General features: G+C 58.0%; 20 protein-coding genes. 13 read left to right on the forward strand and 7 right to left on the reverse strand.

Features of this window, described 5'->3' with window-relative positions:
• Positions 1 to 6 precede the first annotated feature (6 nt).
• From V8J88_RS17210 to V8J88_RS17220, 3 genes are read right to left on the reverse strand one after another with little or no spacing between them, the layout of a single operon-like run.
• Positions 7 to 663 (reverse strand): RES family NAD+ phosphorylase, encoded by a 657-nt coding sequence (locus V8J88_RS17210; protein WP_338845459.1) that lies wholly within the window; start codon positions 661 to 663, stop codon positions 7 to 9.
• The gene (locus tag V8J88_RS17215; RefSeq protein WP_338845460.1) at positions 660 to 1364 is read right to left on the reverse strand and encodes a hypothetical protein; all 705 of its coding nucleotides are present in this window, start codon (positions 1362 to 1364) and stop codon (positions 660 to 662) included. The genes V8J88_RS17210 and V8J88_RS17215 overlap by 4 nt, the downstream gene beginning before the upstream one ends.
• A 55-nt stretch (positions 1365 to 1419) precedes the next feature.
• A complete protein-coding gene (locus tag V8J88_RS17220) occupies positions 1420 to 2346 on the reverse strand; it encodes a LysR family transcriptional regulator (protein WP_338845461.1) in 927 nt (308 codons plus the stop codon).
• Between the two features lie 155 nt (positions 2347 to 2501).
• On the opposite strand from V8J88_RS17220, the gene V8J88_RS17225 reads away from it, so the two are divergent.
• From V8J88_RS17225 to bfr, 7 genes are all read left to right on the forward strand, one after another.
• Positions 2502 to 3539 (forward strand): zinc-binding alcohol dehydrogenase family protein, encoded by a 1038-nt coding sequence (locus tag V8J88_RS17225; RefSeq protein WP_338845462.1) that lies wholly within the window; start codon positions 2502 to 2504, stop codon positions 3537 to 3539.
• Between the two features lie 127 nt (positions 3540 to 3666).
• Positions 3667 to 3840 (forward strand): hemin uptake protein HemP, encoded by a 174-nt coding sequence (locus tag V8J88_RS17230; RefSeq protein ID WP_338845463.1) that lies wholly within the window; start codon positions 3667 to 3669, stop codon positions 3838 to 3840.
• A 64-nt stretch (positions 3841 to 3904) separates the two neighbouring features.
• Complete coding sequence (locus V8J88_RS17235) at positions 3905 to 4198, forward strand: hypothetical protein (RefSeq protein ID WP_338845464.1); 294 nt, start codon at positions 3905 to 3907, stop codon at positions 4196 to 4198.
• 13 nt (positions 4199 to 4211) lie between these two features.
• Positions 4212 to 4415, forward strand: a complete 204-nt coding sequence (locus tag V8J88_RS17240; RefSeq protein ID WP_338845465.1) for a (2Fe-2S)-binding protein — start codon at positions 4212 to 4214, stop codon at positions 4413 to 4415.
• 139 nt (positions 4416 to 4554) lie between these two features.
• Positions 4555 to 4863, forward strand: a complete 309-nt coding sequence (locus V8J88_RS17245) for a hypothetical protein (RefSeq protein WP_338845466.1) — start codon at positions 4555 to 4557, stop codon at positions 4861 to 4863.
• A 79-nt stretch (positions 4864 to 4942) separates the two neighbouring features.
• Positions 4943 to 5647, forward strand: coding sequence for a PepSY-associated TM helix domain-containing protein (locus V8J88_RS17250; protein ID WP_338845467.1), 705 nt, complete (start codon positions 4943 to 4945; stop codon positions 5645 to 5647).
• A gap of 84 nt (positions 5648 to 5731) precedes the next feature.
• Positions 5732 to 6208, forward strand: coding sequence for a bacterioferritin (bfr, locus tag V8J88_RS17255; protein WP_338845468.1), 477 nt, complete (start codon positions 5732 to 5734; stop codon positions 6206 to 6208).
• A gap of 58 nt (positions 6209 to 6266) precedes the next feature.
• Here bfr and V8J88_RS17260 read toward each other — a convergent pair whose 3' ends face one another.
• Positions 6267 to 6887 (reverse strand): glutathione S-transferase C-terminal domain-containing protein, encoded by a 621-nt coding sequence (locus V8J88_RS17260; protein ID WP_338845469.1) that lies wholly within the window; start codon positions 6885 to 6887, stop codon positions 6267 to 6269.
• Between the two features lie 159 nt (positions 6888 to 7046).
• On the opposite strand from V8J88_RS17260, the gene purB reads away from it, so the two are divergent.
• The 4 genes from purB to V8J88_RS17280 all read left to right on the forward strand — a co-directional run bounded on the left by purB (position 7047) and on the right by V8J88_RS17280 (position 10341).
• The gene (purB, locus tag V8J88_RS17265) at positions 7047 to 8426 is read left to right on the forward strand and encodes an adenylosuccinate lyase (RefSeq protein WP_338845470.1); all 1380 of its coding nucleotides are present in this window, start codon (positions 7047 to 7049) and stop codon (positions 8424 to 8426) included.
• A 166-nt stretch (positions 8427 to 8592) separates the two neighbouring features.
• Positions 8593 to 9135: a cytochrome b gene (locus tag V8J88_RS17270; RefSeq protein WP_338845471.1), complete on the forward strand. Its 543-nt coding sequence runs from the start codon at positions 8593 to 8595 to the stop codon at positions 9133 to 9135.
• A gap of 14 nt (positions 9136 to 9149) precedes the next feature.
• Positions 9150 to 9704: a YceI family protein gene (locus V8J88_RS17275; RefSeq protein WP_338849916.1), complete on the forward strand. Its 555-nt coding sequence runs from the start codon at positions 9150 to 9152 to the stop codon at positions 9702 to 9704.
• 70 nt (positions 9705 to 9774) lie between these two features.
• Positions 9775 to 10341, forward strand: a complete 567-nt coding sequence (locus V8J88_RS17280) for a YceI family protein (protein WP_338845472.1) — start codon at positions 9775 to 9777, stop codon at positions 10339 to 10341.
• Positions 10342 to 10390: 49 nt separating this feature from the next.
• On the opposite strand, the gene V8J88_RS17285 is transcribed toward V8J88_RS17280, so the two are convergent.
• From V8J88_RS17285 to mscL, 3 genes are read right to left on the reverse strand one after another with little or no spacing between them, the layout of a single operon-like run.
• Positions 10391 to 11074 carry a DUF2461 domain-containing protein gene (locus tag V8J88_RS17285; RefSeq protein WP_338845473.1) on the reverse strand — a complete coding sequence of 228 codons (684 nt, stop codon included), beginning with the start codon at positions 11072 to 11074 and terminating at the stop codon, positions 10391 to 10393.
• 21 nt (positions 11075 to 11095) lie between these two features.
• On the reverse strand, positions 11096 to 12247 hold the full coding sequence (locus tag V8J88_RS17290) for a trypsin-like peptidase domain-containing protein (protein ID WP_338849917.1): 1152 nt from the start codon (positions 12245 to 12247) through the stop codon (positions 11096 to 11098).
• Between the two features lie 28 nt (positions 12248 to 12275).
• A complete protein-coding gene (gene mscL, locus V8J88_RS17295; protein ID WP_338845474.1) occupies positions 12276 to 12722 on the reverse strand; it encodes a large conductance mechanosensitive channel protein MscL in 447 nt (148 codons plus the stop codon).
• Between the two features lie 407 nt (positions 12723 to 13129).
• On the opposite strand from mscL, the gene petA reads away from it, so the two are divergent.
• Together petA and V8J88_RS17305 are read left to right on the forward strand one after the other, a co-directional pair.
• The gene (gene petA / locus V8J88_RS17300; protein WP_338845475.1) at positions 13130 to 13744 is read left to right on the forward strand and encodes a ubiquinol-cytochrome c reductase iron-sulfur subunit; all 615 of its coding nucleotides are present in this window, start codon (positions 13130 to 13132) and stop codon (positions 13742 to 13744) included.
• Complete coding sequence (locus V8J88_RS17305) at positions 13744 to 15150, forward strand: cytochrome bc complex cytochrome b subunit (RefSeq protein ID WP_338849919.1); 1407 nt, start codon at positions 13744 to 13746, stop codon at positions 15148 to 15150. Before petA ends, V8J88_RS17305 begins: the two co-directional genes overlap by 1 nt.
• The last annotated feature ends 29 nt before the right edge of the window (positions 15151 to 15179 follow it).

Consider the following 15179-nt stretch of genomic DNA (forward strand, 5'->3'; position numbering starts at 1 on the left):
TTCCATTTAATGACTGACCACCACGCATAAGCTGGCGGCGACGGCATGCAAGCGCTGTTGTCCGCTCAGGGTGGCCAGATCGTGCCGTTCTTGCAGCTGCAAATCAGCGCTGTGCACGCGGTCGCCAAACAGCATCAGGCACAGCGACGCGTCATGCTGGCGGCTGATCCAGCTCAAACCATGCAGTTGCGGGCAGGCGGCGTGAATCGCTTGCGCCCAGTGCTGCGTGTGCGCGTAGTGCGGCGGGCCGGGTTCGAGCAAAGCGCCACGGGTCAAGCCCAGGCGCAGCAACATGCTGCCGCTCAAGTCAGCCAGACGCAATTCGCGCCGGTTGTGCAGCAGGGCGTAGCTGTAACGCGCAGCGCGCCTGGCCGACAGTACGCGGCAGGCGCTCAAATTGCTATCCAGCGCGCGCAGCAGGGTTTCGCAATAGCTGCCGATTTCGGTTTGCGCCGCATAATACACCGGCACACTGCGGCCATGCGCATCGGTAAAAGGGTGGAAACGGCCCTGCCCCAGGCCGGGATTGAAGCTGGCCGGATCAAAACAGCTTTCGTGAATATGGTGCAAGGCGCTGCCGGGCGGCAAAATGCGCGGCGCACGCTGCACCCCGGCAGCTTCGATCAGGGCGGCGTCCGCTTGCGGCCAGATGCCGGCGCTCATGCGGCGAACGCCGCCATTTCCTCACGCGCGGCTTGCAACACCGCTGCGCGCTGTCCCTGCAGCCAGAAAGTGAGCGGCGCGGCCTGTTGCAGCCAGGCATGCGGCGTGATCAGCCACAAAGCCAGCTGCCAGCCGGCTTCATAATCACGTTCGAGGAGCCGAATCAATTCCGCCATTTCCGGCCAGACGCGTCCGGCTTGGGCGTCGAATTGGCAGGCTGGATACCAGTCCTGTCCATGCAGACGCAGGGCCAGCACGCGTTTGCTGTCTTTGAGTTGATTGGCCAGGGCGGCGCGGTTTTTGGCGCGCGAGCCTAGCAGGTCGGCCACTTGATGACTGCTTAACATGCCCTGACATTGTTCAACAAAACGCTGCCGCAGGGCGGCGTTTTGCTGCACTTGCCATTGCTGGGCGCTGTTGTGCAAAAGTTGACTTAAATCGGGGGTGGATTGCTGAATCGCCGCTTCCCACAGGCCGGCCCCGGCCTGTTCGCGCAACACGCCGAGGGCGGCGCGCAATTCCTGCACCAGATGGGCGCTGACGCGCTGTAATTGGCGCGCTTCGAGGGCTTGCCCGGCATACCGGTTTTGTATGCGGGCGGGCGGGGCCGCTTGTCCGTCTGCGAGAACCGCATCTGGCGGCGGCATGCTGTAACGACGCGCCAGCGAGCGCCGGAATTTATTGGAAACTTGAACCCTCATGACGCCCCCGAATGATTTATGTGATGCGATACAAATCACATTCATCATAGCATATTCAAGCAGGCGCCTGCGCCGGCAAGCCGGCTTCCCAATATGGCTGCGGGCCGAAATGTCCTTGCAAATAATGGATGAACGCCTCTGTCTTACCCGGCGCCAGTTTGCGCCCCGGATACACGGCCCAAATGAAGGAATCGCCGCTGATGCGCCAATCCGGCAAAATTTCCTGCAGCTGACCGCTGCGCAGCAAGGGTGCGGCGTCCCACAGCGCCTTGATCTGCACGCCCATGCCATCCAATGCGGCAGCGGACAGGATTTCATAGTTATCGCTGTTTAAGCGCCCGCTCACGCGCACCGCCTGTTCCGGGCCATCCTGCCAGCGCGGGGCAAAGCGCCAATCGCGCTGGGCATTCAAAATCAGGCATTCATGTTTGGCCAGATCCGCCGGCGTCTGCGGCGCGCCATGCGCGGCCAGATAAGCCGGACTTGCGCACAGTACGCGCCGGTTGGGCGCCAGTTGCCGCGCCACCAGATTGGAGTCGCGCAAGGCGCCAAGCCGGATCGCCACATCAATCCCCTCGGCGATCATATCCACCACGGCATCGGACAAACGCAAATCGAGGCTGATGGCGGGGTAAGCGCGCAAAAATCCCGGCAACAACGGCCCCAGATGCTGGCGGCCAAAAGAAGCGGAAACCGCGACCCGCAGCAAGCCTTGCGGCTGGCTGCCTTGAATCGCCATTTCCGCCGCATCCGCCGCCTCCAGCAAGGCCTGGGCCGCCGGTAAAAACTGCTCGCCCTCCTGGCTCAACATGATTTTGCGTGTGCTGCGCAGCAACAGGCGGGCATGCAATTGCTTTTCCAGCTGCGCCATGCGGGCGCTGGAGGCGGCGGGCGACAAGCCGAATTCGCGCCCGGCGGCAGACAGGTTGCGGGTGGCGGCGACCCGCACAAAAAGCGCCACATCGATCAAATCCAAGGCCATTATTCTGATTTCCAAAAAAATCTTTTAGCGATTATCCCAATTATCAAACAAATCCGCCTCACTTACACTGGCTTCATTCGATGCCTTGCAGCAACAAATTCCCGGCAAAGCATCTTTATTTCCGCTTTACGCCACTTTTTATGACTGGAGAAAATATGAAAGCCATCGCCATCCGTGAACATCTGCCGCTCGATCATGCCAACGCGCTGTTGGATATTGAGATGCCAAAGCCGCAAGCGACAGGCCGTGATTTGCTGGTGAAAATTGAAGCGATTGCAGTCAATCCGGTGGACGCCAAGGTGCGCGCCTCTGACGCCTTCCCCGGCCCGACTCCGGATGCGGATGGCCGTATGTTGCGCGTGCTGGGCTGGGACGCCGCCGGCGTGGTGGAAGCGGTCGGGCCGCAAGTGACGCAGTTCAAGCCGGGCGACCGTGTGTATTACGCCGGCGCACTGCAGCGCCAGGGCGCGTACAGCGAATATCAATTAGTGGATGAGCGCATCACCGGCCATATGCCGGCCTCGCTCGATTTCAGCCAGGCCGCCGCGCTGCCGCTGACCACCATCACCGCCTGGGAAGCGCTGTTTGAGCGTCTGCGCATTGCGCAAGACGGCGCGGCGCGCGGCAAACGGATCTTGATTATCGCCGGGGCCGGCGGCGTTGGCTCGATCGCAATTCAATTGGCGCGCCAAGTGGCGGGGCTGGAAGTGATCGCGACTGCCTCGCGTGAAGATTCCGCCGCCTGGTGCCGCAGCCTGGGCGCAAACCATGTGATCGACCACAGCGGGAATATGCCGGCGCAGTTGCAAGCGCTGGGGCTGCCGCAAGTTGATTATGTGCTGTGCGCCTCAGAACTGGAGCCGCATTTTGATGCGCTGGCGGAAATCATCGCGCCGCAAGGCTTGATCTGCGCCATTGTGGAAACCGCGCAAGCGCTGCCGATGGTCAAGCTGATGGCGAAAAGCGCCGGCCTGGTGTGGGAAATGATGTTCACCCGCTCGCTGTTCTCCACCAGCGATATGCAGCAGCAGCATGTTTTGCTGGAGCGCGCCGCCCAACTGATTGATCAGGGCGTGTTACGCAGCACCATGGGAGAAAATTATGGCCGCATCAACGCCGCCAATCTGCGCCGCGCACATGCCGCAATTGAGGGCAAACACACCCGTGGCAAGATCGTCTTGAGCGGTTTCTGATTGCAAGCCGCCGCCCGCCCGGGCGGCGGCTACCTGTCAAGCCTGACAGCTTAAAATCCGCTTGCAATCGCGGCGTAAATATCGAATAATGCAAATACGAATTGTTCTCATTTACGGAATGAACATCATGACCACCAATACTCCCGCCTTCAAGCCGCAAGCCGCCAAACCGGCTGTCACCCTGCCGCGCATCAAGAGCAGCGACCTGTTTCAAACCAACCGCGAGATCGAAATCGATCACGAGGGGCGCATCTACCGCATGCGCTTGACGAATCTGAACAAACTCATTCTGACCGCCTGAGCCGGACGCTCAGCCACCGACGCCAGCCGCCCGCCAGCCTGTCTATCAGCAAAGGGAGAACATCATGGCCGATATCACGCTGCAAGAATCCACGGCTGGCGCCGATACCCAAAGCGCGATTTTAATCAGCGCGACGCTGCACTTGATGTCGCATTACAGCGCGCAAGGCGGTTGCCTGAAGTTGGCCGCCGTGATTGAGCGGCATTTGAAGGCGTTGGCGCAGGCGCGGGATTTGACTCCTGTGCTGCGCGCCACCTGTGAACAGTTGGCGGAACAGTGGGCGCAAGTGGTGGAGCACACCATGCCGCGCCAACCCCGCCGCAGTTTGTTTGGCCGCCTGCTGGCGCCGGCTGTTTGAAAGAGGAAAGAAAATGATTGTCTGTGTTTGCAATAATGTGTCGGATCGCGAAATCACCCGCGCGGTGCAAATGGGCATGCAAAGCATGGCCGATTTGCGCCGCAATCTGGGGGTGGGCGACTGCTGCGGCAAATGCGGTTCCTGCGCCAAGCGCATCATGCGCGATGCGGCGGCGGCCTGTCCGCAGCAGCGCGGCATGAGCCTGGCCGCCGCCTGACTGCAAAAACCGGAGCCAAACCGGCAGCGCGGGCCTGGTTTCAGCGCCCGCCGGATTGCGCGCTGCGATTCTCTCAACCCCGCAGGCTGCGCGCCGGGTTACAATCGCGTTCAGCGTCATGCACAAAATGCGATAGAGAATGAAGCAACATACAAAATCCGCCCTGCCTTTTCATCTGCAAGACAAGCTGGATCAAATCCAAGCGCCGTCTGAACCCTCGCGCCTGCGCCGCTGGCTGGCGACGCTGGGTGTGATTGTGCTGTTGCACGCCGCGCTGTATGTGGTGTTGCGCATCACTATTTTTGACAAGCCGGTGGAGCGCCTGGTGTACGCCAAAGTGATTCCGCCCAAGCCGGCTTCCGCCAGCGCATCCGCTTCCGCCGCAGCTTCCGCATCCGCTGCCGCCAGCGCGAACGCCACGCCGCACCCGATGGAGCCGCCGCGTTAACAGTCAGCTTGACCGCACGCCGCCCTGCCTGCAAAATCATGTCAAAGCATGAACTCTGTAAGTCACCAGGACGGTCCCCATGAATTTCCAGAATGCCGAATCGCAACGCCCCGCCCTGCATCTCGTGACAGAAAAAGATGTCGAGCAAATGCAGCAGCGCAAACCTTCGCGCCGCGCACAGTTTTTACGCTGGCTGCGCGCCACCCATCTCTATCTCGGTCTGTGGGGGGCGGTACTCGGCCTGCTGTTCGGTTTCACCGGGATTTTGCTGAATCATCGCAGCGTGATGAAAATTCCGGTCGAGCGCCATGTGCAAAGCACGGCGCAGTTGCCGCTGCCCAATCCCATGTTCCAGGATCCGCAGCAAATGGCGGAGTGGTTGCAAAAACAGGTCAAGCTGGAATCCGTCAGCCCGCCCTCGGCGCGCCGCCAGGAAGCGCGCAAAGTATCGTGGGGCGAGCTGGAGGTGATGCAGCCGGAACGCTGGAATGTGTCGCTGCACACCCCCGGCAGCAGTATTTCCGCTGAATACATCGTTGGCAACCGCTTCATCAAAGTCGAGCGCTTCGACGCCACCCTGCTCGGCATGCTGACCCGCCTGCACACCGGCACCGGCGTCAACACTTTCTGGATTCTGCTGGCCGACAGCATCGCCGGCAGCCTGATATTGCTTTCTCTTTCGGGATTGTTGCTGTGGACGCAATTGCATACTGTGCGCACGCTGGGGGTGCTGACCGCCAGCGGCGCCTTATGCGGTCTGCTCGGATTTGTTTGGTTGACGTAAAACTGCGCAAGACCGGATTCGTCCTATAATGTCAAAACCGGCAAGCGCTGGACACACCAGCCCACCCACCTACAGGAGCTTCAGATGAAAGGCGACAAAAGCGTAATCAAATTGCTCAATGCGCAACTCACCAATGAGTTGACGGCAATCAACCAGTATTTTTTGCATGCCCGCATGTACAAAAACTGGGGCTTTGACAAGCTCGGCAAGAAGGAATATGACGAGTCCATCGGCGAAATGAAACACGCCGACCGCTTGATCGAACGCATTCTGATGCTCGAAGGCCTGCCGAATATCCAGGCTTTGCATAAAGTCATGATCGGCGAAAACACCGAAGAAATGCTGAACTGCGACTTGAAGTTGGAGCTGGGCGCGCAAAAAACGGTGAAAGAAGGCATCGTCGCCTGCGAACAGGCGGGCGATTATGTCTCGCGTGAAATCCTGCAGGATATTCTGGAAGACACCGAGGAACATATCGACTGGCTGGAAACCCAGCTGGAGTTGATTCAGAAAGTTGGCTTGCAAAATTATCTGCAAAGCCAGATGAGCGCAGCTTCCTGAGGCTGCCAACACGCAAAAACGGCCCCGAAATGGGGCCGTTTTGCTTATGCTGCCAGGCTTACGCCGGCGGCAAAACCGGAATAGTGTCTTTGAAAGACTGACGCTCCGACAGTTTATCGAACAGGCGCGCCAGATTCGGATACGGCGTGCGCCAATCGATTTGCTGAAAGCGGAAATTCAACCATCCCAGCGCACAGCCCACGGCGACATCGGCCAGGGTGTAGTGATTGCCGGCGCAAAACGGGGTTTCGCCCAGCATCTCCGACATGGTTTTCAAACCGGCTTCAATCTTGCCCATCTGGCGCTGCAGCCATTCTTCGTTTTGCTGTTCCACCGGACGTCTGGTGCGCTCCAGAAAAATCAGCACGCCGGCATCCAGCACGCCATCGGCCAGCGCTTCCCAGCATTTGATTTCAGCGCGTTCGCGCCCGCTGGACGGCAACAGCTTGCACACCGGGGTCAGAGTGTCGAGATATTCGACGATCACGCGCGAGTCATACAAGGCGAAGCCGTCTTCCATGATCAGGCATGGTATTTTGCCCAGCGGGTTGACAGCCTGGGTCTTGCTGTCAGCCGCCCAGACATTGTCCAATTCCATCTGGTAATCGAGCTTTTTCTCTGCCATGACGACGCGCACTTTGCGCACATAGGGGCTGGTGAGGGAAGCTATCAGTTTCATATATACATACCATATTGAGTGAATCTACAGTATAGCATTGCCGCCGCGCACAACTGTGGCGCGACAGCCGCACTGCCCGGCAAGTCGGCTTGCACTTCAAGCAAGTCGGGGGGGATGATAAAATGCGTGGTTGATCTCCACCCATTGAGTATGCCGACCATGTCCGATCTGACTTCTCTCTCGCCCTTGACCGCTCTCTCGCCCATGGACGGGCGCTACGCCGCCAAGACTGATGCCCTGCGCCCGCTGTTATCTGAAGCCGGTTTTATGCACCACCGCGTCAAAGTGGAAATTGCCTGGTTGCAAGCGCTGTCGCAAGCCGGCCTGGCGGAAATCCGCCCATTTTCCGCCGCAGCCAATGCGCGCCTGGAACAATTGGCGGCGAATTTCAATGCCGATGACGCCGCCCGCATCAAGGCCATCGAAGCCGTCACCAATCACGATGTGAAAGCGGTGGAATACTGGCTCAAGGAACGGGTGCAGGATTTGCCGGAACTGGCCGCTGCCGCCGAATTCATCCATTTCGCCTGCACCTCGGAAGACATCAATAACACCAGCCACGGCATGATGCTCAAAGCCGCACGCGATCAGGTGATGTTGCCGACGCTGCAAAAAGTCATCGACAAGCTGCGCGCCATGGCGCATCAACATGCGGCCCAACCCATGCTTTCGCGCACGCACGGCCAAACCGCCAGCCCGACCACGCTTGGCAAAGAAATGGCCAACGTTGTGGCGCGCCTGCAACGCGCGGCTGAGCGCATTGCTTCGGTGCAAATTCTGGGCAAGATGAATGGCGCAGTCGGCAATTACAATGCGCATCTGTCAGCCTATCCGGAAGTGGATTGGGAAAGTTTTTCGCGCAATGTGGTGGAACAAAGACTGGGCCTCGTTTTCAATCCCTACACCATCCAGATCGAGCCGCATGACTATATGGCGGAATTGTTTGACGCGGTGGCGCGCAGCAATACGATTTTGCTCGATCTCAACCGCGACATCTGGACTTATATTTCGCTGGGTTATTTCAAGCAAATCACCAAAGCCGGTGAAATCGGTTCTTCCACCATGCCGCACAAAGTCAATCCGATCGACTTTGAAAACTCGGAAGGCAATCTGGGTCTGGCCAATGCCGTGCTGAAACACATGGCGGAAAAACTGCCGGTCTCGCGCATGCAGCGCGATTTGACCGATTCCACGGTGCTGCGCAATATCGGCGTGGCCTTCGGCTACACCCTGCTGGCGCTGGAAGCCTGTCTGCGCGGCTTGAACAAGCTGGAAGTCAATCCGCAACGCTTGAATGATGATCTGGATCATTGCTGGGAAGTGCTGGCCGAACCGGTGCAAACCGTGATGCGCCGCTATGGCATCGCCAACCCGTATGAGCAGTTGAAAGAACTCACGCGCGGCAAGGGCATTTCACAACAGGCTTTGCAAGAATTTGTGCAAGGCTTGGCGATTCCGGATACGGCCAAGGCGCAATTGCTGGCCTTGACGCCGGCGGGCTATATTGGCCGCGCGCGTGAATTGGCGGAGAAGATTTGATTTTTTGGGACGGGCTGATTTTCAACTTCTGAAGGCGGCGCCTGCGTTCAGGCCGCTTGCAGCATGTTGGCGCTTTATCCGTGACAGGGCCGCGCTTCCACCCGGAGCGTGGCCCTGTGCTATATTTGCGGCTTATTTTGGCGAATACACAATAAAGGAGACCGCCATGACCCGCTACACCATGCCTGCCATCCTGCTGCATTGGTTGATGGCGCTGTTGATCATCGCCACTTTTCTCCTCGGTCTGCAAATGACCGGCATGCCCGGCATTTCTCCCACCAAACTCAAATATTTCAACTGGCACAAATGGATGGGCGTCGGCGTGCTGCTGCTGGCGACGCTGCGCTTGCTCTGGCGTTTGGGACATGCGGCGCCCGCCTACCCGGCCAGCATGCCAGCCTGGCAACAACGCGCGGCGCACAGTCTGCATCACCTGCTCTATCTCTTGTTTTTTGCTGTGCCGCTGGCCGGCTATTTTTACTCACTCGCGGCCGGCTATCCTATCGTCTGGTTTGGCGTGATTCCGCTGCCGGTGCTGATGGAACCCGATCCGGATCTCAAAGGTCTATTCCTGGAAGCGCATAAAGTGCTGGCATGGCTGATGATGCTGGTGGTGGTCGCACATATCGGCGCCGCCATTAAACACCGCATCGTAGATAAAGACGGCATCTTTGAGCGCATGCTGCCGTTTGGCAAAGACACCCACTGAAAAAGGAAGACATGATGCGCATTTTCGCATGCACCCTGTTGGCTGGCGGCCTGCTGGCCTTGCCTGCAGCCCAGGCCGCCGTACTCAAAACCGATAACGCAAAAAGCACGATTGCGGCCACGTTCAAACAAATGGGCGTGCCGGTTGACGCTAAATTCAAGCTGTTTTCCGCTGTGATTGATTTCGATCCGGCCAAGCCGGACACGGCCAAGGCCAGAGTCGATTTGGATGTCGCATCGATTGATCTGGGCGCAGCGGAATACAATGCCGAAGTCGGCAAACCGGAGTGGTTTAACAAGGCAAAATTCCCCAAAGCCACTTTCGTTTCCAGCACCATCAAGGCCAACAGCCCGACCCAATTGCAAGTCAGCGGCAAGCTCAGCATCAAGGGCAAAACCATGGATGTCAGCTTTCCCTTAAGCCTGAAAAAAGAAGGCAATGCGCACGTCTTTGATGGCAGCTTGCCGATCAAGCGCTTAGCCTTCAATATCGGCGAAGGTGAATGGAAGGACACCGGTATGGTCGCCGATGAAGTCATCATCAAGTTTCACATCACAGCCGCACCCTGAACCTGTGCGGCGCACTCCCCCTGGCGCGTCATGCTGGCGCGCCGTTTTCTTCATACAAGGACAGACCACAATGAAACTGCGTACCCTGATTTCCGCTGCCCTCCTGTGCGCCAGCGGCGCCGCCATGGCGCAAACCTACAATATTGAGCCGAACCACACCTTCCCCAGCTTTGAAGCTGACCACATGGGGATTTCTTTCTGGCGCGGCAAGTTCACCAAAACGTCCGGCAAGATCGTGCTGGATCGCGCCGCCAAAACCGGCACTGCGGATATCACCATCGATATCAACTCCATCGACTTCGGCCACGCCAAAATGAATGAACACGCCAAATCGGCGGATATGTTCAATACGGCGAAATTCCCGAACGCCACCTTCAAAGGCAAGAGCATGAAATTTGAGGGCGATAATGTGGTGGCGGTGGAAGGCGAATTCACCATGATGGGCGTGACCAAGCCGCTGACCCTGAATGTGAGCAAATTCAAGTGCATCGAACACCCGATGCTGAAGAAGGAAGTGTGCGGCGCGGATGCGCATGCGGAATTCAAGCGCACCGACTTTGGCCTGAACTATGCGACGCCGCGCTTTGCGCCGGAAGTCAAGTTGCAAATTCAGGTGGAAGCGATCAAGGCTAACTAAGCCCCTTGCGCCAACCGGCGCGCCGCCTGCCGTGCGGACGCCGGTTTTTTTATGCCAACGGCACGCTGCGCAGCCATTGCATCAGCGGCAGACCTTTGGCGAAACGCGCCGCCAGAAATTCCACCAACTGCGCGCCATTCACGATCTCAGCGGGGACCGGGCCTTGCTTCCAGATCATAAAATCCTTCAGCCGCAAATAGTCCGGGTGCGGGCTGTCAGCAGCAAAGCCTTTGGGCAGGCGCTGCAATTCATGTTCACGCTGTAAATCGCCGAATTCAGCACGCTGGGCGCGGTTTTTCAGCATCTTGCCGAAGTTTTCCGCATCCGCCACGATGGCTTGCCGCACTTTTTGCACGCGCGGCGGCGGCGGCATGTATTCGCCGCAGGCGAACAGCAATTGCCCATCCTGATCAATATGGAAGTAATACACCGGGCCGCCGCCCTCGCTCGGCTTTTTACGGTCGCTGGCTGAGAGCGCGGCGGAAAACGTGGTTTTATAGGGGCTTTTATCGGCTGAAAAGCGAACGTCGCGATTGATGCGGAAAATCGCTTTTTTCGGATCGCAGGCTGCCAGCGCGGGATCGAAGCGGCTGACCTGCGCCACCAGATCAGTCACCACTTGCAGAAATTCAGCACGCAAAATGTCATAGCGCGGCTTATTCATCACAAACCAGGCGCGGTTATTGTTTTGCGCCAGCTGCGCCAGAAAATCCATCAAATCGCGTACATGCATCGCCGCCTCCCCTGCCGCTTTTCAATCCTCTTCGCGCCGCAAATTCGGACGTTTGCCGATTTGCACTTCCAGCTCCAAACGCTGGCTGCGGCGCAACACACTGATTTTGGCCGGTTTGCCCGGCGTCAGTTGCGCAATCAGATTCAGCATTTCAGTAGTGTCCGACACCGGCTTGCCCTGCACCGCCAATAAGATATCGCCGGGACGCACGCCCGCTTTGTCTGCCGGGCCGTTTTTCAGCACGCCGGCGATAATCGCGCCGTTTTTCTGCGCCAGACCAAAGCTTTCCGCCAATTCCGGCGTAATATCCTGCGGCTCAACGCCGATCCAGCCGCGCACCACATGGCCATGCCGCAAAATCGATTCCATCACCATCTTCACGGTGCTCACCGGAATCGCAAAACCGATCCCCAGCGAACCGCCGCTGCGCGAATAAATCGCCGAATTGATGCCGAGCAAATTACCCTGCGCATCAATCAAGGCGCCGCCCGAATTACCGGGATTGATCGCCGCATCGGTCTGAATGAAGTTTTCAAAAGCGTTAATGCCCAGATGGTTGCGGCCAGTGGCGGAAATAATGCCCATGGTGACAGTCTGACCAACGCCGAAGGGATTGCCGATGGCCAGCACCACATCGCCCACCTTGGAGTGTTCCGGGTGGCCGAAGGTGATCGCCGGCAAATTATTCAAATTGACCTTGATCACTGCCAGATCAGTTTCAGGATCGGTGCCAACAATCGTGGCGCTGGCTTTGCGGCCATCGGCCAGCGCGACTTCGATTTCATCCGCCGCTTCCACCACATGGTTATTCGTCAGAATATAACCTTGCGCGCCGACAATCACGCCGGAACCCAGGCTGGCTTGCTTATCCTCCTCGCCGCGTTCGCCGAAAAAACGGCGGAACAACGGATCGCGCAAGAGCGGATTGGCGGCTTGCGGCGCTTCCTTGCTGGTGAAAATATTCACCACTGCAGGCATCGCCCGGCGCGCCGCTTCGGCATAGGTGGCATGCGCTGGCGCCGCACCGGGAACCGCTTCCTGCACAGCAAACGTATGCGCGCCAACTTTGCCGCCGCGCCCCAGCCAGCCGGGCTGCAGCGTGAATACGATAAACCACAGCGCCAGACCGACTGTCACCGTTTGTGCGAATAAAAGCCAGAGTCTTTGCATAATCTGTCGTCAATAATGAATCACGCCCGCATTACGGCTGCTTGCGCGCCTGCAAACTGTCGCGGATTTCTCGCAAAAGTTTGATGTCTTCCGCTTCTGGCGGCGGCGCTGCCGGGGCCGGGGCCGGCGGCGGCGTTTCCATGCTGCGGCGCAAGCGGTTCAAGCTGCGCACCATCATGAAAATCACGAAAGCGAGAATCAGGAAATTCAGCGAGACAGTGAGAAAATTGCCCCAGGCCAGCACTGCGCCGGCCTTTTTTGCCTCCAGCAAAGTCATATTGGCCGCCTGGCCATTGAGCGGCAGATAGTAGTTGGAAAAATCCAGTCCGCCGGTCAGCTTGCCGATCAGCGGCATCACCATATCCTGCACCAGAGAATCGACGATCTTGCCAAACGCGCCGCCGATGATCACACCGACCGCCAGATCGACCACATTGCCCTTGACCGCGAATTCGCGGAATTCTTGCATCATTCCCATGCGTCCCGATTCCTTTCCATTCAGTCATGCGCATGCGCGCGACGCCATCATACGCCAGTTTTATGCAAAATCAGCCAATCCGCGCGGTTCCAGCGCTAGAATAGAAAAATTCGTGTGCGATGGCTGCGCGGGCGCGCATTGTGGCACGGAAATGCAGCACAAGAGCGGATAAAGCGAAGCATTACTCACGTTTTTCTTTAAAACACGCCATGCCTCCGCTATAATTTAAGGTTGCTGGAAGTCAGGTTGACACTTGATGGCCCCGAAAAAGCGCCATGCGCATGCCGCAACAATCCGTTGCGCCGGCATGCAGGCGCATAAAAAAGACAGTCCGGCCTCCCGGCATGATGCTCTTTCGTGGCTTTTCTCTACGCACAGATTTCGCTTTTTGACTGATTGGGGTTGTTATGAGTAACGAAAAAGAGGTCGATTCCGGCCGTCGCGGCCTGCTCGTCGCCACGTGCGCCGCAGGCGGCGTGGCCGGTCTGGCCACTGCAGGAGCCTTTGTAGGCACTTTTCAACCGTCAGAGCGCGCCAAAGCCGCCGGCGCTCCTGTGGAAGCCGACATCGGCGATCTGGCCCCCGGCCAGATGAAAATCGTCGAATGGCGCGGCAAACCGGTCTGGATTTTGCGCCGCACGCCGGAAATGATGGCCAGCCTGTCCAAAACAGACGGCGAAGTGGCCGACCCGAAGTCGGAAAAAATCTACACGCTGGAAATGCCGGAATACTGCAAAAACCAGCACCGTTCCCGCCCCGAGCATAAAGAACTCCTGGTGACTGTGGGCATTTGCTCACACCTGGGCTGTTCGCCGACTGAAAAATTCCAAACCGGCGCGCAACCCTCTTTGCCCGACAATTGGCAAGGCGGCTTCCTCTGCCCCTGCCACGGCTCGACTTTCGACCTTGCAGGCCGCGTGTACAAAAACAAGCCGGCGCCGACCAATCTCGACGTGCCGCGCCACATGTTCCTGTCCGATACCAAGATTCTGATCGGCAAAGATGAAAAAGGTGAGGCTTAATCATGGCTTTCGTTGAAAAGAAACTGCCGGCCAATGCGCCCATGAGCGAAAAAGCGCTGGCCTGGGTCGATTCCCGCTTCCCGCTGACCAAGCTGTGGAATGATCAATGGGGTAAATACTATGCCCCGAAAAACTTCAACATGTGGTACATCTTCGGCTCGCTGGCGATGCTGGTGCTGGTGCTGCAGATCGTTACCGGCATCTTCCTGACCATGCACTACAAGCCGGATGCAAATCTGGCGTTCGCCTCGGTCGAATACATCATGCGTGAAGTGCCGAATGGCTGGATTGTGCGCTACATGCACTCGACCGGCGCTTCAGCCTTCTTCATCATCGTCTATCTGCACATGCTGCGCGGCCTGCTGTACGGCTCGTATCGCAAACCGCGCGAACTCATTTGGCTGTTCGGCTTTGCGATTTTCCTGTGTCTGATGGCGGAAGCTTTCTTCGGCTACCTGCTGCCATGGGGTCAGATGTCTTACTGGGGTGCGCAGGTGATTGTGAATCTGTTCGGCGCCATCCCCTTCATCGGCCCGGATCTGTCACTGTGGATTCGCGGCGATTATGTGGTGTCTGACGCTACGCTGAACCGCTTCTTCGCCTTCCATGTGATCGCCTTGCCGCTGGTCTTGCTGGGCCTGGTTGCGGCGCACTTGATCGCGCTGCACGAAGTCGGCTCCAACAACCCGGACGGCGTGGAAATCAAAGACAATATCGGCGCTGATGGCCACCCGGTGGATGGCATCCCGTCCCACCCTTATTACAGCACCAAGGATATCTTTGGCGCTTGCGCTTTCCTGACGCTGTTCTCCTGGGTGGTGTTCTTCGCTCCGGAAATGGGCGGTTACTTCCTGGAATACAACAACTTCATTCCGGCTGACTCGATGAAGACCCCGCCGCATATCGCGCCGACCTGGTACTTCACCCCGTTCTACTCCGTGCTGCGCGCCACCACCGATCAATTCCTGGTGTATGTGCAGGCCGGCATCGTGGCGTATGTGCTGCTGGTGTTCCTGAAGAGCAAGCTGGCTTCGATTTTCAAATTCCTGATTGCAGGCGCCGGTTTCGTGATGTTTGCCGGCATGTTTGTGCTGGATGCGAAATTCTGGGGCGTGGTGCTGTTCGGCGGCTCGGTGGTGATCCTGGCTTTCCTGCCATGGCTGGACAAATCGCCGGCCAAATCGATCCGCTATCGTCCGGGCTTCCACAAAACCCTGTACTGGATCTTTGGCGTGTGCTTCATCACCCTCGGCTACCTGGGCGTGCAAGCCCCGTCCCCGATCGGTGAAAAGGTTTCGCAAGTTTGCACCGCGCTGTACTTTGCTTTCTTCCTGCTGATGCCGTGGTGGAGCCAAATGGGTGAATTCAAACCTGTTCCCAAGCGCGTCACGTTTGTAGCGCATTGATCAGCCACCACAGAGACAAGGAAGGTAAC

The organism is Massilia sp. W12 (assembly GCF_037300705.1).
Classification (GTDB): Bacteria; Pseudomonadota; Gammaproteobacteria; order Burkholderiales; family Burkholderiaceae_D; genus JACPVY01.